Source organism: Arthrobacter sp. C152 (assembly GCF_054890965.1).
This window is the reverse complement of record NZ_JBTZSU010000003.1, coordinates 159,215-182,167: the sequence shown is the minus strand read 5'-3', so window position 1 is coordinate 182,167 and position 22,953 is coordinate 159,215. Positions and strand designations below refer to the sequence as shown.

Sequence of the window (22,953 nt, the reverse complement as noted above, 5' to 3'; positions counted from 1 at the left end):
GACGCCCGGGGCGCCTGGCGGGTGGGGAATCAGCGGATGGGGAGATTGAGGGCCCGGACGACGGCGGCAACCAGCTCGTCCGGTGTGCGCGAGATATCGAGGCGCAGGCTGCCGGCGCCGAGCTCCTGCGCGGTGAGCGGCTCGAGGGTGGCCAGCTGGCTGGGCAGCAGGGTTGGCGGCATGAAGTGGCCCTCGCGGCCCTGCATGCGCTGGCCGATCAGGTCGGCGCCGCCGTCGAGGTGGAGGAAGAGCACCCGGCCTTCGGCGCCCGCCAGCAGTTCCCGGTAGCTTTGCTTCAGGGCAGAGCAGGTGAGCACCGTGCTCTGGCCCTCTGCTGCCTTGGCGGTCATCCAGTCGCGGATCTCCTGCAGCCACGGCCACCGGTCCTCATCCTCGAGGGGAATGCCCTGGGACATCTTGGCGATGTTGGCGGCGGGGTGGAACTCATCCGCCTCCGCGCAGGCCCAGCCCAACTGGTGGGAAAGGGCCGCCGCCAGGGTGGATTTGCCGGAACCGGCAACGCCCATGACCACAAGATGCGTGGCTGGATACTGCATGTCATACCTCCGGAGAAGACGTCGTTGGCTTTCGAAGAAGCTCGCTGTGGGCCCGGTGTCGATGTGGGCCACGCAATAAGGTAGCACCTTTTTGGCAAATAAATACTATCTTTTGGTGTCACAAGTCATACCTTTGACGTAACAGCGGGTAGTCTGGGAGGGCGCACCGGCGCGTAACGGAACGGGGAGAGAATGTCGACGGCGACAGTCCAGGACGGCGATGAAGTGCACGGCGAGGGGTTGTTGCCTGCGATGCAGGGCCGGGTCCTTGAAGCCGTGGGGATAGCCATTGCCTCGGGCGGCCTTGCACCGGGCAGCCGGCTCACCCTTGAGGGGCTGCAGCACGAGTACGGGATTTCCCGCACCGTCGCCCGGGACACCATGAAGGTCCTGGAGTCGATGAACCTCGTCTATTCGCGGCGGCGGGTGGGCATCGTGGTGCAGGATCCGGCGCTGTGGAACGTCTTCGACCCCAAACTGGTGCGGTGGCGGCTTGCCTCTGACCGGCGGGAACTGCAGTACAGCAGCCTCACGGAGCTGCGCATCGCCGTCGAACCCATTGCCGCGGCCGGTGCGGCACGCCGGGCCAGCGCTGCCGAACGCGCGCAGCTCGTGTCCCTAGCGGCAGACCTCCGGCGCCTGGGCGAAGCGGGTGACCTGCAGGCGTTCCTGGCCGCGGACATCGCCTTCCACCAGCTGTTGCTGCGAAGCTGCGGCAACGAGATGTTCCGCGCGCTCGAGGGCATGGTGGCCGAGGTGCTGACCAGCCGCACGCAGCAGGGGCTCATGCCGTTCAAGCCGCGCAACGAGGCCCTGCAGGCGCACGAGGATGTGGCCGCCGCGGTGGCCGGTGGCGATACCGCGGCGGCGGAACGGGCCATGCACCACATCCTGGACGAGGTCCGGGAGGCCATGGGGCTGCATTAACGCGGACGCCCGCGGTCCGGCCTGTCGACTGAGGCCGGACCGCGGGCGCGTTTCGCCGTTTAGTCTACGACGTGCACCTCGCCCACCATGCCCATGTAGTCATGGAGTGCGCAGATGTACTTGAAGGTTCCGGTGGCCTTGAATGTCACAGCGAACTCATCGCCAGGCTCGAGGATTCCCGAGTTGAGGTCTCCGCCGCTGAAATGCGAGGGGTCTCCGGAGGGGGCAAAGAAGTTCGCCGGCTCCGTGCCGAACGTGACAGTGTGCGGGGCGCCCATGCCTGTATTGGCAAAGACGACCGTGTCACCCACGTGCACCGTGACCGAGTCCCGGATGAACCGCATGACCATCGCGACGCCGTCGTCACCGCCCGCGATCACCCTGTGGTTGCTGGCCTCGCTGGCCAGGGAGGCATCGAGCTGGTGCCCGTCCCGGAGGATGGAGCGCTCCTGCGCCCTTGACGCCTTGTCGTAATCAGCCTGGCTGTAGGGGTACGCCGTGCCCTGCTCACGGACGTGGACGGTACCCTTCATCACCATCCCATGGAGCAGGCAGTAGTAGGTGAAGTCGCCCTCCCGCGGGAACTTCAGGCTGTAACTCGTCGCCTCGGGGAACCCCGGAATGTCAACATTGGCCAGGAGTCCGGAGTTGTAATAGGAATGTCCGTCATACCGGTCCCCGCCGCGCTTCAGCAGCTCGTCGTCATTGAACGGGTTGAACGGTTGCAGCGACTGGCCGGCGGCCAGGAATGTCACTGTATGGGGTTCAGCGGAATTGGCCTTCCACGTGATGGTGTCCCGCTCGTTGATGAAGATCTCGGACGGGAGGAAGGCCATCCCCTGGATCTCCTGGTCGCGGGACTCGGAGCCTGCCAGTACCGTCCAGGTCCGGTGGCCCCCGTCAGAGGCCACCGCCGGGCCCGCCACGGCCGTGGAGGTGAGGAGCGCTGCTGCAAATGCAACAACAAATGCGAGTTTATTGAATCTCTTATCGATTCCCCGATATCGCTTCATAGCAATACTTTCTCGGACGCACGCGGCCGCACGGGCCGGTGCACGGCTGTGACCGTTCATTGCCTGATGGGCCGAAGCGGCCACGAATTGTTTCGGAGTAAAGATACCGGCCGCCACGCATCGGGACGCTGGCAGCCGGAACCGGCATACACATGCCGGACCTGCACCACCCCAACTGGTGCCGCGCAGGGCTGGATTCAATTCCACACGCCGTCGCTTGCGCGGGGTGTCAGGACGCGTAAAGGCGGACGCACCTTTAGATTGCTCCTTCAACTGAATTTTGTCGAGACGGCAATTGCAGAAGTGCGGCCCTGGACCGCACGAGCGGTTCCCGGCCCCGGTTATGCGGTCCGGGGCCGCTTAAGCAAAAACAGGGCCTGCCGAAAATCGGCAAGCCCTGCTTTGGGAAACCTAACGGTCCCGGAACTCTACGAGATTAGAGAGCCTGGATGTTGGTGGCCTGGGGACCCTTGGGGCCCTGCTCGGTGTCGAAGGAAACCTTCTGGTTCTCTTCGAGGGAGCGGAAGCCGGAGGAGTTGATCGCGGAGTAGTGCGCGAAAACGTCCTGCGAGGAGTCGTCCGGGGAGATGAAGCCGAAGCCCTTTTCAGCGTTAAACCATTTGACGGTACCAGTAGCCATTATTTTGTCCTTCGTGAAGGTGGAGGCAAAGTCCCGACTTTCGGGCCCTCCGGCGTGGGGTGTTCAAAAACCGCTACTTCAGAAGAACACGGACTTTCGACCGCGCGTACTGCCTGAACTACCAACTGCATAAACACAACAACAGGCTCCACACTACAGGAGATTGCCGCCGCCCAGTACCACACCTCCCGGCAGGCTACTCCTGTCCGCCGTCGTCCAGCGCCGTGCTGTACCGCGTGAATCCGGGGCGGAGCCGGACGGACCGGGAACCGATCATGGCGATGTCCTCCCACATCACCAGGAACGAGCCGCGGTGCCGCCAGCGCAGCAGGCCGGCCAGCGGCCAGGGCTGGGTGAGCCCGGTCCGCTCATAGCCGAGGAAGGACGCCACGCTGTGCGGGCTGACCACCAGCCCCAGCAGCCGCGGCTCCGACAGCAGCTGGTGCGGGGCACCATCGAGGACGAACCGGGCGTCGGCCACCCGGCCCAGCCGCCCGCCGTCGGCATCATGCACGGCGGTACCCAGCAGGTCACCGAGGATCACGGCGGCCTCCCGGGATGCGGGCAATAATTTTGTCGCGGATCCAGCGTTCCACCCAGCCGGCGTCCAGGTGCCCGCCGCTGACGCCCAGTTTCAGGACCACGTCCACCTCGGCCACGTCGTGCCAGGGAATGCGGATCAGCCGGGACGACGGCGGCCTGCCGCCAAAGATGCGCGTGCCCAGTACGGGACCGGTCAGCAGGGCCGTGAGGACCGGGGCCGGCGTGCCCGGCGGGATCTCCTGGTCCGGGGCGGCCCCGCCCAGTTCGAGGTCGTCCACGGTGGTGACCGGCACGCCGTCGTTATCCAGAACCTGCCGGTCCATCAGGTGCAGCTGGGCGTCCAGGGTGCGCCCGGCAAGGGGCGGAACGGCGGCCAGCGGGGCTGGGGCGGTCATGAGCCTGCTCCTGTCACGATCATGAGGGGTATTGCCGCCACGGACGCCACCAGGATGATCACCAGGTAGGCCATGCCCAGCACATTCACCGCCCTGCCGTTGACGTGTTGGCCCATGTATTGCGGATCGTTGGCCACGATGAGGATGGGCAGGTAGGTCAGCGGCAGCGCAATGGCGGAAAACACGACGGAGTATTCGGTCACGAGGATGGGGTCCACACCCGTGGCCAGGACCGCCATGCCCACCAGCAGGCAGACGATCATGGCCAGGTGGAACCGTGCGGCCTGGGCGGGACGGCGGAACTTGCCCCAGGACCAGCCGAAATACTGGGCCAGGGTGTAGCCGCTGGAGAGGGTGGTCTCCAGGGCGGCGCCGAACGTCGCGGCAACCACCCCCAGGAGCACGAACGCCAGTCCCAGCTTGCCCGCCCCTTCCGCCACGGGCAGGACCACCTGCGACAGCGAGGTCACTGCGATGCCCGCGGGCAGCAGCACGACGGCGGCGCACCCGGCGATCGCGACCGACAGCAGGCCGCCGAGCGGGAAGCCCACGAGCACGTTGATCCGGGACTGGATCAGGTCCTTGATGCTCCAGCCTTCCTCCACGGCGCCGGAGGAGAAAAAGAACACTTCGTACGGTGTCATGGCGGCGCCGAACAGGGCGATGGCGTAGTAGCTGTAGGTCCACACCGTCTCCTCCCCGGGCACTGCGGGCTGCAGGGCCTGCCCGGCGAGCATTCCCCAGTCCGGCTTGAGCAGGAACAGTGCCACGGCGAACACAATCAGCGTCAGCCCCAGCAGGCCGGTGACGTTTTCCATGATGGAGAACTTGACCCGCCAGATCACCAGCCACACCGCCACGGCCGCCAAGGGGATCCAGAGGAGATAGTTCACGCTGCTGGCCAGCTGCAGGGCCAGGGCCACGCCGCCGATCTCCGCCGTGACGGTCATGAGGTTGATCAGGAACGACGCCGAGAGGTTGGCCAGGCCGGCGCGGGCCCCCAGCCGTTCCCGGATCACCTCGAACGTGGCCCGTCCGGAGGCGGCGGCCACCCGGCCGGACATGTTGGCGAACAGGCAGATGCCCACCACGCCGAGCAGCACCACCCACACCAGGGACAGGCCAAAGCGGGAACCGACGACGGCGTTGGTCACCAGGTCCCCGATGTCCACGAACCCGCCGATGGCGGTGAGGATGCCAAGTGCGACGCCGAGGATCCGCTTCACTTCGACCCCACCTTGTCTTCGAGCTGCTTCAGGGCGTCCTGGGCGGCTGCGAGCGCCTGGTCCCCGTCCGCCAGGGAGGGGGCGCCGCCGTCCGTGGCGGACAGTGCGGTACGGGCGGTGGCGAAACCTGCCGCGCACCGCTCCAGCACGTCCAGGGCCTGCGTTTGCGTGTCGCGGTCCTCCTGCGTGGCGGCAGAGAGCTTCAGGACCGTGTCGCGGCTGGTCTGGACTTCCTTGAGCCCGTCATCGACGGCGGTGGACGTGGCGGCCCGCGTCAGCTTGCCGTCCAGGTCCTGGTGCAGGGCGAGGCGCGCGGTGGCGACGGCCGAGGAGCTGTCCTTCACCGCCGTCGACACCGATTCACTGGTGCTGCCGCCGCACGCGGTGAGGGCGGCGAGCGCGGCCAGGGCGACGGCGGCCAGGAACTTCCTGCCGGCGGCGGGGTTTGGGGCCGGCCTGTTCAGCACGTTCGCCTCCACCCTCCGGGCGGGACCCGGATCCGTTACCCGCGGCACGGCAGCCAAAAATTAGTTGCCTTGAGCTATATATAGCACTCCTTCCCGGCGTTTGACCTGTTCAGGAGCATCTTTCTTGCAGTCCACCGGCGCCCCCGGCACACCCTCGACCGCAACCGCGAATGGGCATATCCTGCATCCAGGTCCTGCCGACCCAACCCCACCGGGAGATGACGCCATGGAGATGCCCAAGGCCACCGAGGAAGAGAAGGAGCGCTTCCGGCGCGTGGTTCCGGACCGCCCGGACGTGGTGGTGAAACCGATGTTCGGCAACCTCGGGGCGTTCGTCAACGGGAACATGTTCGCCGGCCTCTTCGGGTCCACCATCGGCGTGAAACTGTCCGCGGCGGACAAGGAACTGCTCGAGTCCTCGGAACGGACCGTGCCGTTCGGTCCCGCCGAGCGGCCCATGGGCGGGTACACGGGCCTGCCCGAGGTGTGGAATGAAGAGGGCGACGGCGACGACTCCCGTGCCAGGGCATGGGCCGGGAAGGCGCTGGACTACGTTGCCACGCTGCCGGCGAAGGAGCCGAAGACGCGCCCCGCCAGGGCCGGCGCTCCCCCAACGGAAAACCGGGCGGCGGCGAAGTAGGCGTGGCCGGCCGCCAGGAGACCCACACGGTGGTGGTCGGCGCCGGGCAGGCAGGCCTGGCCACCAGCTACTGGCTCACGCAGCACGGGGTGGAGCACCGGCTCCTGGAACGCCGCCCCGCGCTCGGTGGCGCCTGGCAGGACCGGTGGGACTCGTTCTACCTGAACACCCCCAACTTCTCGGTGGACCTGCCCGGGGCGCCCTACCGCGGGGCGGACCCGGACGGGTTCCAGCCGCGCAGCGCCACCATCGAGTACTTCCGGCGCTACGCACGGGACATCGCGGCGCCGGTGGAACTGGACACCGCCGTCGCCCGCATCTCCCCCACCGGTGCGGGCTTCACGCTGGAGACGGGCCGGGGCACCTGGACGGCCCGGAACGTGGTGCTGGCCAGCGGCGGGTTCCAGAACCCGCGGGTCCCGCCGTCCGCCGTCGGCATCCCCCCTGATGTGCTGCAGCTGCACAGCGACGCCTACCGCAACCCGGTGCAACTGCCGGAGGGCGCGGTCCTGGTGGTGGGAACCGGACAGTCGGGCGGGCAGATCGCCGAGGACCTGCTCGACGCCGGCCGCACCGTCCATCTGTCCGTCTCCAGCTGCCCCGAAGCACCGCGGCGGTACCGCGGGCAGGACATCTTCCACTGGATCATGCAGGTGAACGTCCGGGGACCGGAGTACGGCATCAACGCCCTGCAGGTGGACCAACTGCCCTCCCCCGCCGGCCGCTTCATGTGCAACCCGCTGGTGTCCGGGAACGGCGGCGGCCACAGCGTGCACCTGCGCGGGCTGGGCCGGCGCGGCGTCCGGCTGCATGGCAGGTTCGAGGGAACGGACGGCGGCACCGTGGTCTTCACGGACGACCTCCCCCAGCGCCTGGCCATGGTGGAGGCGGGGTTCGGGCAGCGGCTCAAGGTGCTGGCCGACGCGCTGATCAGGGCGGCCGGGATCGACGCCCCCGAAGCCGAAGAGCCTCCGGCGGATGACTGGCTGCCCTCCACGTCCGGGGCCCGGCTGGACCTTCACGCGGAAGGCATCACGTCGGTGATCTGGTGCACGGGCTACGCGCTGGACTTCAGCATGCTCGACCTTCCGGTCCTGGACCAGTGGAACTACCCCCGCCACGTGGCCGGGGTCACGGAGCACCCGGGCCTGTACGCCGTCGGGCTTCCCTGGCTGACGCGGCACATCTCCGCCACCCTCGCCGGCGTGGGGCCGGACGCGGAGTACGTGGCGGGCCATTTGGCTGCCAGGTGACCCGCCCGGCACCCGGCGGCAGCCCGTCTGCCAAGCTGGCCGGCCCTACAGCTGGTGGCCCGGGCCGTGCGCTTTCTGCCGCCCGTCGCGGTGGGTGAGGTAGGCGTAGACCATCAGCGTGATCCCCGCCAGGATCATGACGGCGGGCACGGCGAAGTCCATGGGGATGAACAGGGCCGTGGACTGGGCGACGAAGATCAGGCCCATGACCGCGAGGATCCCGGCCGGGAGCAGCGGCCACCTCATCCGCACGTCCCCGGCGGGCTCACCGGGCTGTCCGGGCTCACCGGGCTGTCCGGGCTGGCCGGCGCGGCCGGCCTGGCCGGAGTCCCTTACCGGGACCAGGGACAGCGCCCCGAACGTGGCCGCCAGGCCCAGGAAGAGGACGGCGGCCGTGGGTGTGCCCTGCAGGGCCTGCGGGAGGGCCACGATGAGGGCCAGGGTAAACATGACGCCGGACGGAATCAGGGCCCACCAGTTGGTGCGCTCACGCAGGTACACCGCGGCGAATCCTGCGCCCATGAAGAGGAACAGGAAGGCTGCGCCCCAGGCGCCATCGGTCAGCTGCGTGGCGGTGATGACCGCGGCGAGGCCCAGGAACACGGAACCGGGAATGGCCGCCCACCAGTTCTCCCGGCGCCGGGCGAAGAGGGACAGGAACAGCACCCCGACGGCGGCGAATACCACCGGTGCCACGAACGCGGCACTGTCCATGACACCGAGCCGGTCCAGCAGCAACAGCACACCCAGCGCCATGAGGACTATGCCTGCGATGATGCTTGCGTTTGCCGATTTCACCGTGTGCCTCCCGGATCCGGCAGGCGGCCGTGTGCCGCGCTGCTTAAATCAGGCTAGGACCGGCGCCCGATCCGGAAACAGGGCACAAAGCCCCCGCCTTCCCCCGGGTTGCGGGGGACCCGCACCGCAACCCGGCCTTCGACGACGCGGACGCTGCACTGCAGTCCCTGGAAATCTTCCTGCTCACCCCGAACCGAGGGCTGCCTGACCGGAATCCGAACCCGCCCCGGACTTTCGGCCCTGACAGCACGTGGCACATTGCTGGATGATGTAGGGAGTTCCTTCCGGATGGGGCAGCCGCATTAGACGAGGTGGCCGGGAAGGCGAGCCGATGAGAGCGTCTTCATGGATACACCAGCAACACCCCAGGGTCAGGACCGGTCCCCTTCGCCCCCGGCACGGATCTTCATCCTCAATGACCACAAACTGGTGCGGCAGGGATTAAGGGAAATGCTTGAGCACGACGGCTTTGACATCGTCGGCGAAAGCGGGTCGGCGGCGGAAGCCACGAGCCTGATTTCCAGCCTGAAACCCGACCTTGCCGTCCTTGACGACCGCCTCCCGGACGGTACGGGCATCGAGGTTTGCCGCGAGGTCCGCTCAACCGCCCCGGACGTGAAATGCCTGATCCTGACGGGCTGGGATGAACAACAGGCGGTGCGGGCGGCGGTCCTGGCCGGGGCTTCGGGGTATGTGCTCAAACGGGTCGGAGACACCGACGAACTGCTCGCGCGCATCCGCAGCGCCGCCGCGGGTACCCCCGTCATGGGGGCCGGTGTCAGGGAACGGGTCGCCCAAAGCCTCCACGCGTCGGCAGCCGCTCCCTGGCTGGAGGCCATGACGCGGACGGAGCGCGCGGTCCTCGCCTTCATGGCCGCGGGCCTGACCAACAGGCAGATCGGGCAGGAAATGATGCTCGCCGAAGCGGCCGTTGCCGGTTGCGTGTCCTCAGTGCTCCACAAGCTGGGCTTCCGGCGCCGCGGCCATCTGAATCCCGCCCCGATTCCCCGCGCCTGGGAACTGCTGCACTGAGGCAGGACCTGTCCGCGTAAGACAGGCAGGGTTCGGCGGACTAAGGGGTGGGCGCCGTCCAGGTCACGGTCGTGCCGTGTCCCGGCGAGCTGTCCACCTCGCAGGTGCCGCCGAGCCGGGCTGCGCGGCTCTTCATGTTGTCCAGCCCGCTCACCCGACCGGGATCCTTGAATCCCCGCCCGTGGTCGCGGACGGTGAGCACCACTTCGCCCTGGTGCACCGCGAGCAGGACCTGGATGTCCTCCGACCCGGAATGCCGGACGGCGTTGCTGACGCTCTCGTAGAGCACCGGCAGCAGCTGCTCGGCCACCTCGTCGCCGACGGCGTCATCAACGGGACCCGAGAGCTGGATCCTCGGGAGGAAGCCGGCAGCGTTGGCAGCGTCCTGGACAGCCCGCAGGACCCGGCCGCTGAGAAGCTCCCCGTCCGGTTCCCGGGCCTGCAGCGAGTAGATGGTGTTGCGGAGCTGGTGGATGCAATCGTCCAGCTCCGTGGTGATATTGGCGATGCGGCGTTCATGGGCCGCCGGGTCCGACGTGTACCGGCGCAGGCTCTGGATGCTGAGTCCGGCAGCGAACAACCGCTGGATGACCAGGTCGTGCAGGTCCGTGGCGATCCGTTCCCGGTCAATGAACAACGCGTGTTCTTCCCGCAGCTGGTTTGCCTTCAGCAGGTCAAGGGTCAGGCCGATCCGGGAAGCGAACACCGCGCTCTGTTCAACATCAACGTCCGTGTAGCGGGGTCCGCCGCCGGGGCGGGCCAGGATCAGCAGGCTGTCCCGCTGGCCGTCACTGTCGCTGCCCAGGGCGGCCACGAGGACGGGCCCCAGCTTTTCCGCCGTTTCCGGGTCGAAGACCTTGCGCGGGTCCGTGAAGATCCGGGACCCGCCGGCCGCCAGCACATCGGCCAGGGCGGCTCCCCCGGGCAGCTCCTGCCCGGCCGGCACCGACTGCTCTCCCAGCGACGTCCGGCACCTCAGGCTGCCGTCCCCGGCAACGGACGCGATCACGGCCAACGCCGAACCGGAGGCGTGCAGCGCCCGTTCCGCGATCATGTCCAGGTTTTCGGTATCGGACCCCGGCTGGGCCTTCAACCGGTCGCTGACTTCGATTCCCGCTTCCAGCCACTGTTGGCGGCGGTTGCTGTCTTCGTACAACCGCGCGTTCTGGATGGCCACGCCCGCCGCGCTGGCGAGGGCCACCGCGAAATCCTCATCCTCCGCCGTGAAATCCTGGCCGTCGACTTTCTCCGTCAGGTACAGGTTCCCGAACACTTCATCCCGTACCCGGACGGGGACGCCCAGGAAGGTCCGCATCGGCGGGTGCTCCGCGGGGAATCCGACGGCGATCGGGTGCTCGCCCAGGTCATGGAGGCGCAGCGGTTTGGGTTCGCGGATCAGATGCCCCAGGACACCGTGGCCGGTGGGAAGGTCACCGATGAGCCGGGCGCCGTCCTCGTCCACGCCGACGGTAATGAAGTGGCTGAGGTTCTGGTCCTCGCCGATGACGCCCAGCGCCCCGTACCGCGCCCCGACAAGTTCGCACGCCGATTGGACCACCCGGTCCAGGACCGCCTCCAGGCTCAGGTCCTCCGCCATGGACACGACCGCGCCAAGCAGCCCCTCCACGTGTTCCTGCGCCCTGACCAGGTCATCTGCCCGGTCTACGAACTCACGCAGGAGCTCCCTGGTCCGCCGCCTGATCGGTTCACGCCACATCGAGAAAACACCTCAGAATCCGCATCATTCAGGGCGGGCTGCTTCGCCCTGATCCGGTATAAGTGACAGCCCCCAGCGTCTCTCACTCCCATGCTAACAACCCGGATCGCGGGCGTACCCCGCGATTACGGCCGGGTTGCCCCCAACTTCGCGCCGCCCCGCCGGACCCGGCGCGCCCGCCTGACCTGCAGCGCCTTCGCCCCGCGCACCCGGGCCGGGCTGCTGAAGCGGAACGCCCGGCGGGAGATGTGGTGGGTGGCGTGCCGGCGCTGGACCGGCGGCGGCACCGCGGGCAGCTGCTGCGGGGCGCGGGCGAAGAACCACTGCTTCGCCAGCTCCACCAGGACCAGGTAGACCACCACCATGCCCAGCAGGGCCAGGAAGAACGGCACCGGCAGCGGGTCGAAGCCCAGCAGGCCGGCCAGCGGCGAGAGGGGCAGGAACACCCCCAGCGCCACCACGCCCAGTGACGCCGCGAGCAGCCCGGCCGATGGGCGGCTGCGCAGGAACGGGACGCGCCGGGTGCGGATGGCGAAGATGATGAGCGTCTGGGTGGCGATGGATTCGATGAACCAGCCGGCCCGGAACTCCCCCGGCGCGGCGGTGAACACGAACAGCATCAGGGCGAACGTGGCGAAGTCGAACAGCGAACTGATGGGTCCGAAGAGCAGCATGAACCGCCGGATGAACGCGATGTTCCAGTGCGAGGGCGCCCGCAGCTGTTCCCTGTCCACGCGGTCACCGGGGATGGCCAGCTGGCCGGTGTCGTACAGGAGGTTGTTCAGCAGGATCTGGCCGGGGAGCATGGGCAGGAAGCTCAGCACCACTGATGCAACCGCGGCGCTGAACATGTTGCCGAAGTTGCTGGAGGTGCCCATCAGCACGTACTTGATGGTGTTGGCGAAGATCCGCCGCCCCTCCATCACCCCGTCCGCCAGGACGCCGAGGTCCTTGTCGAGGAGGACGACGTCGGCCGCGTCCTTCGCCACGTCCGTTGCGGTATCGACGGAGATGCCGATGTCCGCCTGGTGCAGTGCCAGGGCGTCGTTGACGCCGTCGCCCATGAAGCCCACCGCGCCGCCGCTTTCCCGCAGCAGAGTGATGATGCGGGCCTTTTGCTCCGGGGAGACGCGGGCAAAGATGGTGGCCGTGCGCGCCGCGGCGGCCAGGTCGGCGTCGGACATTCCCTCCACCTCGGCGCCGGTGAGCGTGCCGCCGGAGCTGACGTCCAGGTCCGCGCAGACCTTCTCCGCCACCTTCGCGTTGTCCCCGGTGGCCAGTTTCACCGCAATGCCCAGCGCTTCCAGCCGGTCCAGGGACTGCCGGGCGTTCGCCTTGGGCCGGTCCAGGAACACGAGGAAACCGGCCAGGGTGAGGTCCTTTTCGTCCGCGGGGACCAGCTGCGCCAGCCCCGGGGCACGGCCGGTGGCCACGGCAACCACCCGGGCGCCGGCGTCGAACTGTTCCTCCAGCAGCGCCTGCACAGCGGCCGGGATGGGCCCGCACAGCGCCAGGACGTCCTCCGGTGCGCCCTTGGTGACCAGCCGGGCAGGGCCGCCCGCTTCGCGGACCAGCGCGGTGGTGCGCCGCCGCCGGTGGTCGAAGCCGATGAGGTCCAGCCGCTCGAAGCGGGCGGGGTCGAAGGCTGCCGCGCCCGCGCTCTCCCATAGCGCCGCGTCCAGCGGGTTCTGCCCGGCAGCCGACACCTTCGCTTCCGTGTAGTCCGCCTCCGTGGCCAGCAGCCCCAGGGTCAGCAGGCCGTCGTCGGACACGTCCGGGGAGGCCGGCAGGGCACCCGTGTAGCTGATCTTCCCTTCGGTGAGGGTGCCGGTCTTGTCCGTGACCAGGATGTCCATGTCCCCCAGGTCCTCGATGCAGACCAGCCGCTTCACCAGGACTTTCCGCCTGGCCAGCTGGCGGGTGCCGGCGGCCAGGCTGGTGCTGACGACGGCGGGCAGCAGCTGCGGCGTGATGCCCACGGCGATGGCCAGCGAGAACAGCAGCGATTCCAGCAGGGGCCGCTGCAGCAGGATGTTGGCGATGAAGATCAGGGACGTGAGAACGATGGCCACCTGCAGCAGCAGGAACGAGAAGCGCTTGAGTCCCAGCTGGAACTCGGTCTGCGGCTGCCGTTCGCCCAGGCCCAGCGCGATCCGGCCGAACTCGGCGCGGCCGCCGGTGGCCACCACCACGCCGCTGCAGCTGCCGGACTGGACCACGGTGCCCATGAAGGCGCAGGAGGTGAGGTCCGCCAGGGCCGCGCCGGCAGGCACCGGTGCGGGGTCCTTGGCGGCCGGCTGGGACTCGCCGGTCAGGATGCTTTCGTCGCACAGGAGGTCTTGGGTGGCCAGGAGGCGGAGGTCCGCGGGGATGATGGCGCCCAGGGAGAGGTGGACGACGTCGCCGGGAACCAGGGCGGTCACGTCCACGTCCCGGACGGTTCCGCCACGCTCGACGGCGGCCCGGTGCGTCACGCGGGAATGCAGGGCTTCGGAGGCAAGCTCGGCCCGGTATTCGTTGGCGAAGCCGAGGCCCACGCTGACCAGCAGGATGACCCCGATGACGATGGAGTTGGTGGCGTCGCCCAGGAACAGGGACAGGGCGGCGGTGGCGATCAGCAGGATCAGGATGGGGCTGGCGAACTGGCGTCCCAGCACGGCCCAGGCGTTGGCCCGGTGGGTTCGGACGGCGTTCGGCCCCAGCTGCGCCAGTCGGGCCGCCGCTTCGTCTTCCGACAAGCCGCGCAGGCCGGAACCGAGCCGTTCCAGTGCCTGCCCCGGTGACAGGGCGGCGGCGTCGGTGAGGGACAGCCGGGGCGCGGTGTGCTCCCGGACCTGCAGGTCGGTCATGCCGGGCCGGGGCTCGTGGCGGTGCCCAGGATATGGGCCATGGGAGGGTTCAGCCGCGCCACGGCGAAGTTGAAGCGCCAGCTGTCCCCCACCGTGAACCCGGCGGCCGCGATGGCAGTAAGGGTGTCCCCGTTCAGGTGGCAGCCGCCCATGAAGCGCCCCCACAAGGGAGTGAGCAGGTCTTCCACCGCCGCCAGGACCGGATTGTTGGACCGCACGTGTTCGTAGAAGGCCAGCGTGCCGCCGGGGCGCAGGACCCGGCGGATCTCCGCAAGGACGGCGGCCTGGTCCTGGACGCTGCACAGCACGAGGCTGGCCACCACGGCGTCGGCGCTGCCGGTGTCGACGGGAATATGCTCGGCGGCCGGGTCCACCACGGTGACTGGGACGGGGGCTTCCGCGGCCGCCTGCGTGGCAACATCCCGGAGGTAGTCATCGGGTTCCAGGGCCAGGACGTGGGTGACAGCAGGCGGGTAAAGCGCGAAGGACGATCCCGCCCCGGCACCGATTTCGATGACCGAACCCTGCAGGCCGGACACGATCCGGCGGCGGTGTTCACGGGCGCCGCGCCGGTCCATTTCACCTACCGCGCTGGCGAAGGCCCGGGCAAAGAGCGGGTGCTGGAGGCGGTCCATTCCGTGACTGTACCGCTACCCGGGGAACCCGGGGCAGGGGAAGAAGTCCTCCACGCCTGGCCGAGCCGGTTCGATGCACCGGGACGCCACCTGTTCAAGGATGGCGTTGCTGTCCGTGCCGGAGGCCGCAAGGGCGCCGACCATGACGGACACCCGGGCGGTGGCACCCATCCTGGTGATGTCGGCCACGGGATCGTGGAAGAGCGGGCCGGTGCCGGCCCAGGTGGCCTCAAGGCTTACCGTCACCGGGTTTCCAGCCCCGTCGGTGCCGGGCAGGTCCGTGGTGACGGACGCGGAGGCCAGCCCCGGGTCAGCCACCAGGGGCGCGAAGTTCCGTGCGTCAGCCTCGTACAGCACGGTGCCGCCGCCGGCCGGCTGGGAGCATGTGTCGGTCACGCGGACGGCCACGGCGGTGCTTCCCTGCCTGCCCACCGGGTCCGGCTGGTCCGCGTACATCGCAAGGCTGGAGGAGACGAAGATTTCGGTCTGCCGGCAGCCCTCAGTCGTGACCACGGTAGCGGCCCCGTGCGTGGACACGATGGGGTGGATGTTCGGAGCAGCCCCGGCCGGCGCCGCCGCCAGGGAGATGGCGGCCGCCATGCACAGTCCGGCGGGCAAGCGTTTCATGGTTGGTCCTTGGTCCGCTATTTGAGGCTCAGCACCTCGTCGATCGGGCGGTTGTTGATGAACACCTGGGCACTCGTGGCCCCGGAGGCCGCCATGGCGGTGTATTCCAGCTGGGCCTTCGCCCGGGGGATGTCGCACACGCCGCCGAGCATGAACTGTCCCGAGAGCCAGATGGTGATGGTGCTGCCGTCCAGCTCGCCGCCGAGGTAGGTGAGGCTGGACTGGTACAGGGCGTTGATGAGCCCGGACAGGCCGACGTCGCGGCTCTTGTTGGCAAGCAGGGCGTTAATGCTCGGGCCCACCTGGTCGCGGAAGGTCACGGGCGCCGTGGTGGTGGCGACGAGGCTGTCGCCGCACCCGATCCGGGGACCGGACACGCCGTTGTCGTCGACGGCCACGTAGTAGACGGTCAGCGGCGCGGTCTGTTCGGGAAGGCCCGGCGGGACGGGCTCCTGGGTCGGCGGCGGGATGGCGGGGGCGGACGACGGCGGCGCGGCAGCCGTGGAGGTGGGCGCGGCCGGGCTGCTGGCTGAGGCAGTCGGGGTCGCTGTGGGGGTGGAGGTCGCCGTCATCGTAGGGCTGGCGCTGCTGGCCGTCGCTGCCGGGGAGCTGGTGGTGGGGCTCGGGGCCGGCGGGCCGAAGCAGCCCGTGAGCACGATCAGGCCGCTAAGGCCGAGAACGCTGAGTGCCAAGAACCTGGGCCTGGCCATGGTGCCCCCTTGAACGTGGGCCCGCGGCTGCGGGACCCACATTCAAGCTACGCCCGGGGGGTTAGTCCACAACAGGGGCTAAAGTCCGCGTCGGTCAGCCGCACGGGCGGGACGCCTCACCAGACCGAGTCGCCGCGCAGGACCACGTCGCTGCCGCCGTCGACATAGACGATCTGCCCGCACAGGTGCGTGTTCTCCCCGCTGTTGAGCCAGGCGAGCAGGCGGGCCACGACGATGGGTTCGGCAATGCCGTTCAGCGGCATGGGAACCGACTTCAGCAGTGCCGCCCGCGCCTCCTCCGTGGCAATCAGCTCTGCCGTCATGGGTGTGGCGATGACACCGGGTGCCACTGCATTCAGCGGGATCCCGGCACCGGCCCACTCTGCCGTGGCGGCCTGGCGGCGGACCCACCGGGAGAGCGCAAGTTTGGTGGAACAGTAGATAAGTCCGCCGGTGGCCGGTTCCTTGGCCAGGACTTCGGCGCGGGCCAGGGCTGCCGGTTCGTCCCCAGCGGCCAGCAGGGCCACGAGATCGTCGTCGCTGGCCATGAGGGCCGCCATCGAGGAGACCAGCAGGGCGCGCGGCGCGTCCGATCCCGCCAACAGAGGACGAAGGCCTTCCAGCGTCGCCACAGTGCCGAAGAAGTTCACCGCCACAGTGGGGGGTGCCGGCAGGGCGAGCCCCGCGACGGCGTAGATCGCGTCGATCCTGCCACCGCTGTCCTCCCGGACCACATCCACCATGCCGGCACGCCCGTCCGCGGTGGAAAGATCTGCCACAACCTCGGCGTCATGGAGGTCCACGCCGATGACGCGTTCCCCGCGCTGCTCCAGCAGTTCCCTGGTGGCCTTGCCGATGCCGGACGCGGCGCCGGTGATGACGGAGGTGCGGGGCATGGCGTCTTCTTTCGCTGGCCGGAGGGGTCCGGTCCCCACTGTGCCGGGCCGCCCGGCGTCCGGCCAGAGTCGAAAGGCCTGCACACACCGCTGGGCATGTCACTCAACAGCTCTTGTCACACCGTTAACCGGCCATTCACATGCCTCTCGGAACCTGTACAACGGCTGGAAATAGCGTGCAAGCCATGGACACCATCTCCCGCAGAACCCTCATCTCCGCCGGCCTCGGGGCCGGACTGGCCGCCGCTTTGCCAAGTGCCGCCGTCGCGGTTTCCACCACTGACGACGCCGGCCTCCGCACCGATCCCTTCATGCTCGGCATCGCGTCCGGCGAGCCGTGGCCGGACGGCTTCGTCCTCTGGACCAGGCTGGCGCTCAACCCGGTGGCCGGGGACGGCCTCGGCGGCATGCCGTCCCGCCCCGTGGCCGTGCAGTGGGAGGTGGCCGAGGACGCGGCCATGCGCACCGTGGTGGCCCGCGGCGTGGAGCAGGCCCGGATCGAGACGGCGCACTCCGTGCACGTGGAGCTGCGGGGCCTGAAGCCGGGCCGCGAGTACTTCTACCGGTTCCGCGCGGGGCGGCACATCAGCCCGGTGGGCCGCACGATGACGAGCCCGGCCCCGCAGGAGACTCCTGCCGCGCTGGCCATGGCGTTCGCCAGCTGCGCGCAATACGAGCACGGCTACTTCACCGCATACCGCCGGCTGGCGGAGGATCATCCGGACCTGGTGCTGCACCTGGGCGACTACCTGTACGAATACAAGAAGGGCAGCTACGTGATCGGCGGAGGCAACCCGCGCGACCACGAGGGCCCGGAGACCGTCACCCTGGAGACCTACCGGCAGCGGCACGCCCAGTACAAGGCCGACGCCGACCTGCAGGCCGCACACGCCATCGCACCCTGGGCAGTGGTCTGGGATGACCACGAGGTGGACAACAACTGGGCGGACGACGTGCCGGAGAACAGCGACGCGGCACAGCTCAACGACAGCACAGAACACTTCCGGCAGCGCCGCGCCGCCGCGTTCCAGGCGTACTACGAGAACATGCCCCTGCGCCCGTCCTCACTGCCCGCCGGTCCGGACATGAAGATCTACCGGAGGATCCAGTGGGGCCAGCTGGCCAACTTCCACATGATGGACACCCGGCAGTACCGCGACGACCAGCTCGCCGGCGACGGCTGGAAGAAGAACGTGGCCGAACGGCTGGCGGAAAACCGGACCATCACGGGCGCGGAGCAGGAGAAGTGGCTGCTGGACGGCTTCCGGAACTCCACGCAGCGGTGGGACATCCTGGGCCAGCAGGTCTTCTTCGCCGAGCGCGACCGCGCCCAGGCACTGGAGGTGGACGACGTCTCCATGGACGGCTGGGACGGGTACGCCGCCTCCCGCCGCCGCATCACCCAGGGGTGGATCGACGCGAAGGTGCGCAACGCCGTCGTGCTGACCGGGGACGTGCACCGCCACTGGGCCACCGACCTTAAGGTGGACTACAAGGACCCTGCCTCCCCCGTGGTCGGTTCCGAACTGGTCTGCACCTCCATTACCTCCACCGGCAACGGCACCGGCTCCACCACGGACGCCACCATGGCCTGGAACCCGCACCTGAAGTTCTACAACGACAACCGCGGCTATGTGACCACGCGCATCACCAGGGATTCGATGACGGCGGACTTCCGGGTGCTGGACCACGTCACCACGCCGGGCGCACCGGTTGCCACGAAGGCCTCCTTCGAGATCGGCGACGGCGTCCCGGGGCTGCAGCGGCGCGCCTGAACCAGCCTGCGTCCGGCGGCGGTCACTTGACGGCGTTGTAGGCGTTCACCCGGCCGTGGGCCCAGTAGGTTTCGGTGCCGGCCTTCACCTCGCCTGACGATTCCACGTACCCGCGGACTGCGGTGTTCGCGGCGCCGGGGTGTGAGCTCCAGGCGAGGGCGGCCACACCGGAAACGATGGCCGAGGACATCGAGCTTCCGTTGCCCACGTCGTAGCCCAGGGCCCGGTGGTTCTGCGAGGCCAGGACGAACGGGTGGTTCGGGAAGGTGGAGAAGACGTTCACGCCGGGAGCGGCGATGTCCACCCAGCTGGAGCCGTAAGTGGAGAAGGAGGCCTTGGCGTCGTTGTTGTCGGTGGCGCCGACGGCGATGACGTTGGGGTAGGCGCCCGGGTAGATCTTGGTCTGGTTGCCGCCGTTGCCCGCGGCGGCCACCAGCACCACGCCCTTGCTCCACGCGGTGTTGACTGCCGTTTCGAGGGTCCGGGAGGCCCGCACGCCGAGGCTCATGTTGATGACCTTGGCGCCGTTGGCCACCGCCCAGTCGATGCCGCTGGCGAGGCCGGAGCTTGATCCCACGCCGCTGTCGTTCAGGACTTTGCCCGCCAGGATGGTGCATCCCGGGCAGACACCGGCCACCCCGATGCTGTTGTTCACGGTGGCGGCAACGTTGCCGGCCACATGGGTGCCGTGGCCGTAGTTGTCCTCATTCGTTGCGGCAGAGCTGAAGTTCTTCCGGGCTGCCACCTTCGGGTTGATGTCGGGGTTGTCCGTGGCGACGCCGGAATCCAGCACCGCAACCACCATGCCGCTGCCGGTGGTGACGTTCCATGCCTCGACGGCGTCGACGTCCGCGTCCTTGGTGCCGGCGGCCACGGTGATCGGGTAGTCGGGGTTGTTGTTGGTGAAGGCCTGCCCGTCGTTCTGCAGGGCGTACTGCCGGGGGAAGAACTGGTCGGAGGTGGCGGCGGCTACTGTCTCGTCGGGCTCCGCGTAGTCCACCACAGGGTTCCGGGCCAAGGCATCAACAAGCTGCAGTTCCTTGCCCGTGGGTACCTTGATGAGGTGGGCGCCGGTGCTGCCGATGCCCGGGCCGTCAGTCAGCCTAAGCTGCCGAAGGACACCGGACGCCCGCGAATCGTCCCGGAACTTTACGATGACCTGCCCCGCGACCGGCGATGGCGCTGGCGAAGATTCCGCCGCGGCCGTGCCCGGACCCGCGAAAATGATGCCGCCAAAACCCATGACCGCTGCCGTGAAACCGGCGGTTAACAGTTTCCTCATGGGGCCAATCTTTACCGCCGGCCTGCACCGCTGGATAGGGGGAAAGCCCCCCCGGCGTTGGCGCCGTGCGCACCCCAGTGGCGTGCCGCCGTCGTACTCCTGGCTGCCCATTGTGCACCGTAATACCCGGGGCTACGATGCTCGCGGGGAGAAGTCCTGGTTTCGCCCGACCGATAGGGGCCATGCAATGACCGCAGACTTCTTCACCATGCAACCCGGTGAGACCGCAGCTCCCCTGCCGCCCGGACCCGTCCTCTGCACCGGCACCGCGGCGATGCGGCGGATCCACCGGTTCTTCCTGTGGGCCTACGACGAGGCTCCCGGCCTGGTCCGCTCGGTTGCCGCCGGCGACACGGCCCGCGCCGCCTACGTGGGGGAAGTGCTGGGCAACTTCGACAAGGTGCTCCACATCCACCACGAGGGCGAGGACCTGCTCATGTACCCGCAACTGAAGGAGCGGGCGCCCGCCTGCGCCCTGCACGTGGGGCTGATGCTCGAGCAGCACCGGCAGGTGACTCAGCGTCTGGAGCACATCGGGCCGCTGCGCCAGCGCTGGATGGAGACGGCGGACCCGGACACCGGGGCGCAGCTTGCCGCACGCTACGAGGACCTGGCCGCGGTCCTGAACGTGCACCTGCGCCGCGAGGTCACCGAGGTGATGCCTGCCGTGGACCGGGTGTTGACGGACAAGGAAGCCGCCGCGGTGGGCCAGCACGGCATTGACCAGTTCGACAAGAAGTTCATGGTCAGCTACCTCGGCATGGTGCTGGCCACCAATCCGCCTACCGACCGGGCTGAACTGTTCAAGGAGATTCCGCCGCCGGTCCGGCTGGCCTACAAGCTGGTGGGGCGCCGGATGTACCGGAAACAGTACTCGACGCTGTTCCCGGGCCGGCCGGTGCCAGAGACACTGTAGGGGCGTGCGTCAGGGCGCCCGGTTTCAGGGCGCCGGGCGCGTACCCGAGTCCGTGCTGGTGCCCTTCGTGGGTACGAAGTTCCAGTCGAACGATCCATCGGGGTGCAGCGTCAGCCGGAGGAACCCGTGGGTGTCGGCGAACCGCTTCTCGATGAACGGCGGGTCGCTGGTGAAAGGGCGCAGGCCAATCCCGCCGGTGGACACCTGGAACGCCGTCATCCCGTCGCTGACGCACTGGTCGGCGTTGTTTACCGGGCATGACCGCTCATAGTTGTGCTGGGAGCCGGAGAGGGTCAGGCGGACCCGGTGCTTCCACATCACGTCGATCCAGGGCTTGTGCGCGAGGGCCCGCCCGTGTTCCTCGGTGTCCGAGGTGAAGTACGGCTCGTGGTAGACCACCGCCAGAAATTTGCCCTGCTCCTGGGCGGCCGTGAGGTCGCTGTCCAGCCACGTGGTCACCATCGCAGCCTGCTCCGGGTTGTAGGCCCAGTACGCGGACGACAGGAACGCGAAGTGCCACCGGCCGAAGTCCTTCGAGTACGGCTGGCCGTTCGAGATGAATCCTCGTTCCTGGTTGATGGCGGCCTTGTCCGGAGCCCCCGGGCACTGGCCGTTCATGAAGTCGTCCAGGTCTTCGTTGCGGCCGGGCTTCCAGTCGTGGTTGGGGCTGGACACCCAGTACAGCTTGGACTTCGTGCCGCCCCACAGCTTGGTCCAGTACCGCACATAGTCCTCGCACCGCGCCTCGTTGTACTGGAAGTCTCCGAGCCCCAGGAACGCGTCGATCCCGTTGTCCTGCACCAGCCGGGCGATGGCGGCACCGTTCCGGCCGGAGGCGCTGTCTGCTGCTGAAGTCCGGACTCCGTTCATGTCGCCGACGGCGGCGATCCGGACGTCAGCCGGAGGTGGCGTGCACCCGGCGGTGGAAGCCGCCATGAGGACCGCCGCCATTGCCGCCGCCGCGGCGGCTGCACGCCGGAAGGGGCTCGGGCGAAGGCGTGCTGGCTGCATCCGATTTCCCCTTCGAAAACGCGGCGGAACCTCTGATGTTCCTAACGCCCGGAGATGCTGTCAAGGGGCGGGCGGCCACAACGGACCTGCGTTCCCGGCTCCCCATTGTGTCCGGGCCGCAGGGGCGTATGGTTCTTGCATGGAACCGATTCGGGCCCTCTTTCTTCCTGGTTCGGTCGTCCCCGCGGACATCGCCTACGGTCCCCTGATCGAGGCCCTCGGCCCGGACGTCCATGCGGTGGCCAAGGACCTGGAGCTCTACCGGGAGGACCACGTCCCGCCGGGGTGGAGCCTGGACACGGAGGTTGACGGCGTCCTGCGGGCAGCCGACGAGCTGGGCTGGCAGACGTTCCATCTCCTGGGCTACTCCGGCGGCGGAGCTGCGGCGCTGGCCTTCGCTGCCAGGCACCAGGAGCGGCTGCAGAGCCTGGCATTGGGGGAGCCGGCCTGGGCAGGGCGCTGGGACTGGAGCCCGGCCTACGCGGCGCACTGGAAGAAGTACGGGGAGCTGGAGGGGCTGCCACCGGAGCAGTTCATGCGCGCCTTCATGCAGCTTCAGGTGAGGCCCGACGCCGTCCTGCCGCCCGGGCAGGACGGTCCCCCGCCGCCGTGGATGGCCAAGCGGCCGGCCGGAATCAGGGCCTTCCTGGAGACCTTCAAAGACTACGACCTGGACAGGTCGCGGCTCGCGGCCTTCAGCAAGCCGGTGTTCTTCGCCCTGGGCGGGCTCAGCCATCCTGATGACTTTGGCGAGATTGCGGCCCGCCTGGCCAGGGTGTTCTTTCCCGATTTCCACCTCGAAGTCTTTCCCGCGCGGCACCACTTCGATCCCCCGCACCGGGCGGAACCGCGGCGGATGGCGGAGGCGCTGCGGCGGCACTGGGCAGCCGCTGCCCCTCGAGAGGACAGTTCGCAGCAGTCCATGGCCTCCAAACTGCCGTGAAATGCCACCTCGCGGGGTGAGGACAGCGAAAGGTGACCGGCCCGCCCGGGCCGGGGGCCGCCGTCGTACGCCGTATTACCCTCCATTAACACACCGCCGCG

General features: G+C 68.7%; 23 protein-coding genes. 7 read left to right on the top strand and 16 right to left on the bottom strand.

Features of this window, described 5'->3' with window-relative positions:
• Positions 1-29: 29 nt before the first annotated feature.
• Positions 30-557 (bottom strand): gluconokinase, encoded by a 528-nt coding sequence (locus tag ACYSM9_RS03555; protein WP_461855624.1) that lies wholly within the window; start codon positions 555-557, stop codon positions 30-32.
• Between the two features lie 192 nt (positions 558-749).
• Between ACYSM9_RS03555 and ACYSM9_RS03550 the strand changes: the two genes are divergently transcribed.
• On the top strand, positions 750-1,484 hold the full coding sequence (locus ACYSM9_RS03550) for a FadR/GntR family transcriptional regulator (protein WP_461855623.1): 735 nt from the start codon (positions 750-752) through the stop codon (positions 1,482-1,484).
• Positions 1,485-1,543: 59 nt separating this feature from the next.
• Here the strand turns inward: ACYSM9_RS03550 and ACYSM9_RS03545 are convergent, their stop codons facing one another.
• From ACYSM9_RS03545 to ACYSM9_RS03520, 6 genes are all read right to left on the bottom strand, one after another.
• The gene (locus ACYSM9_RS03545; RefSeq protein ID WP_461855622.1) at positions 1,544-2,395 is read right to left on the bottom strand and encodes a plastocyanin/azurin family copper-binding protein; all 852 of its coding nucleotides are present in this window, start codon (positions 2,393-2,395) and stop codon (positions 1,544-1,546) included.
• 538 nt (positions 2,396-2,933) lie between these two features.
• Positions 2,934-3,137, bottom strand: a complete 204-nt coding sequence (locus tag ACYSM9_RS03540) for a cold-shock protein (RefSeq protein ID WP_015936345.1) — start codon at positions 3,135-3,137, stop codon at positions 2,934-2,936.
• A gap of 196 nt (positions 3,138-3,333) precedes the next feature.
• Complete coding sequence (locus ACYSM9_RS03535) at positions 3,334-3,681, bottom strand: PRC-barrel domain-containing protein (protein WP_461855621.1); 348 nt, start codon at positions 3,679-3,681, stop codon at positions 3,334-3,336.
• On the bottom strand, positions 3,668-4,075 hold the full coding sequence (locus ACYSM9_RS03530; protein WP_461855620.1) for a hypothetical protein: 408 nt from the start codon (positions 4,073-4,075) through the stop codon (positions 3,668-3,670). The genes ACYSM9_RS03535 and ACYSM9_RS03530 overlap by 14 nt, the downstream gene beginning before the upstream one ends.
• A complete protein-coding gene (locus ACYSM9_RS03525; RefSeq protein WP_461855619.1) occupies positions 4,072-5,301 on the bottom strand; it encodes an Nramp family divalent metal transporter in 1,230 nt (409 codons plus the stop codon). The genes ACYSM9_RS03530 and ACYSM9_RS03525 overlap by 4 nt, the downstream gene beginning before the upstream one ends.
• Complete coding sequence (locus ACYSM9_RS03520) at positions 5,298-5,768, bottom strand: hypothetical protein (RefSeq protein WP_461855618.1); 471 nt, start codon at positions 5,766-5,768, stop codon at positions 5,298-5,300. Before ACYSM9_RS03520 ends, ACYSM9_RS03525 begins: the two co-directional genes overlap by 4 nt.
• 226 nt (positions 5,769-5,994) lie before the next feature.
• On the opposite strand from ACYSM9_RS03520, the gene ACYSM9_RS03515 reads away from it, so the two are divergent.
• Complete coding sequence (locus tag ACYSM9_RS03515; RefSeq protein WP_461855617.1) at positions 5,995-6,408, top strand: TfoX/Sxy family protein; 414 nt, start codon at positions 5,995-5,997, stop codon at positions 6,406-6,408.
• A 2-nt stretch (positions 6,409-6,410) separates the two neighbouring features.
• Positions 6,411-7,661 (top strand): flavin-containing monooxygenase, encoded by a 1,251-nt coding sequence (locus ACYSM9_RS03510; protein WP_461855616.1) that lies wholly within the window; start codon positions 6,411-6,413, stop codon positions 7,659-7,661.
• 45 nt (positions 7,662-7,706) lie between these two features.
• Here the strand turns inward: ACYSM9_RS03510 and ACYSM9_RS03505 are convergent, their stop codons facing one another.
• Positions 7,707-8,459: a collagen-like triple helix repeat-containing protein gene (locus tag ACYSM9_RS03505; RefSeq protein WP_461855615.1), complete on the bottom strand. Its 753-nt coding sequence runs from the start codon at positions 8,457-8,459 to the stop codon at positions 7,707-7,709.
• Between the two features lie 345 nt (positions 8,460-8,804).
• Between ACYSM9_RS03505 and ACYSM9_RS03500 the strand changes: the two genes are divergently transcribed.
• Positions 8,805-9,491, top strand: a complete 687-nt coding sequence (locus tag ACYSM9_RS03500; protein WP_461855614.1) for a response regulator — start codon at positions 8,805-8,807, stop codon at positions 9,489-9,491.
• A gap of 40 nt (positions 9,492-9,531) precedes the next feature.
• Here the strand turns inward: ACYSM9_RS03500 and ACYSM9_RS03495 are convergent, their stop codons facing one another.
• The 6 genes from ACYSM9_RS03495 to ACYSM9_RS03470 form a co-directional block, all read right to left on the bottom strand.
• Entirely contained in the window at positions 9,532-11,208 is a 1,677-nt protein-coding gene (locus ACYSM9_RS03495; RefSeq protein ID WP_461855613.1) for a GAF domain-containing sensor histidine kinase, read from the bottom strand.
• Positions 11,209-11,333: 125 nt separating this feature from the next.
• Entirely contained in the window at positions 11,334-14,057 is a 2,724-nt protein-coding gene (gene mgtA, locus ACYSM9_RS03490) for a magnesium-translocating P-type ATPase (protein WP_461855612.1), read from the bottom strand.
• Positions 14,054-14,692, bottom strand: a complete 639-nt coding sequence (locus ACYSM9_RS03485; RefSeq protein ID WP_461855611.1) for a class I SAM-dependent methyltransferase — start codon at positions 14,690-14,692, stop codon at positions 14,054-14,056. The genes mgtA and ACYSM9_RS03485 overlap by 4 nt, the downstream gene beginning before the upstream one ends.
• Positions 14,693-14,707: 15 nt before the next feature.
• Positions 14,708-15,319 (bottom strand): hypothetical protein, encoded by a 612-nt coding sequence (locus ACYSM9_RS03480; protein WP_461855610.1) that lies wholly within the window; start codon positions 15,317-15,319, stop codon positions 14,708-14,710.
• Positions 15,320-15,336: 17 nt separating this feature from the next.
• Positions 15,337-16,011, bottom strand: a complete 675-nt coding sequence (locus ACYSM9_RS03475; protein ID WP_461855609.1) for a hypothetical protein — start codon at positions 16,009-16,011, stop codon at positions 15,337-15,339.
• Positions 16,012-16,145: 134 nt separating this feature from the next.
• Positions 16,146-16,925 carry an SDR family oxidoreductase gene (locus ACYSM9_RS03470; protein ID WP_461855608.1) on the bottom strand — a complete coding sequence of 260 codons (780 nt, stop codon included), beginning with the start codon at positions 16,923-16,925 and terminating at the stop codon, positions 16,146-16,148.
• 185 nt (positions 16,926-17,110) lie between these two features.
• Here ACYSM9_RS03470 and ACYSM9_RS03465 point away from each other — a divergent pair, with 185 nt between their 5' ends.
• Positions 17,111-18,700 (top strand): alkaline phosphatase D family protein, encoded by a 1,590-nt coding sequence (locus tag ACYSM9_RS03465; protein WP_461855671.1) that lies wholly within the window; start codon positions 17,111-17,113, stop codon positions 18,698-18,700.
• A 22-nt stretch (positions 18,701-18,722) separates the two neighbouring features.
• On the opposite strand, the gene ACYSM9_RS03460 is transcribed toward ACYSM9_RS03465, so the two are convergent.
• Positions 18,723-19,982 (bottom strand): S8 family peptidase, encoded by a 1,260-nt coding sequence (locus ACYSM9_RS03460; RefSeq protein ID WP_461855607.1) that lies wholly within the window; start codon positions 19,980-19,982, stop codon positions 18,723-18,725.
• A 187-nt stretch (positions 19,983-20,169) separates the two neighbouring features.
• On the opposite strand from ACYSM9_RS03460, the gene ACYSM9_RS03455 reads away from it, so the two are divergent.
• A complete protein-coding gene (locus tag ACYSM9_RS03455; RefSeq protein ID WP_461855606.1) occupies positions 20,170-20,898 on the top strand; it encodes a hemerythrin domain-containing protein in 729 nt (242 codons plus the stop codon).
• Between the two features lie 24 nt (positions 20,899-20,922).
• Here the strand turns inward: ACYSM9_RS03455 and ACYSM9_RS03450 are convergent, their stop codons facing one another.
• Positions 20,923-21,909 carry a metallophosphoesterase family protein gene (locus tag ACYSM9_RS03450; protein ID WP_461855605.1) on the bottom strand — a complete coding sequence of 329 codons (987 nt, stop codon included), beginning with the start codon at positions 21,907-21,909 and terminating at the stop codon, positions 20,923-20,925.
• Between the two features lie 139 nt (positions 21,910-22,048).
• Between ACYSM9_RS03450 and ACYSM9_RS03445 the strand changes: the two genes are divergently transcribed.
• Complete coding sequence (locus ACYSM9_RS03445; RefSeq protein ID WP_461855604.1) at positions 22,049-22,852, top strand: alpha/beta fold hydrolase; 804 nt, start codon at positions 22,049-22,051, stop codon at positions 22,850-22,852.
• Positions 22,853-22,953 lie beyond the last annotated feature (101 nt).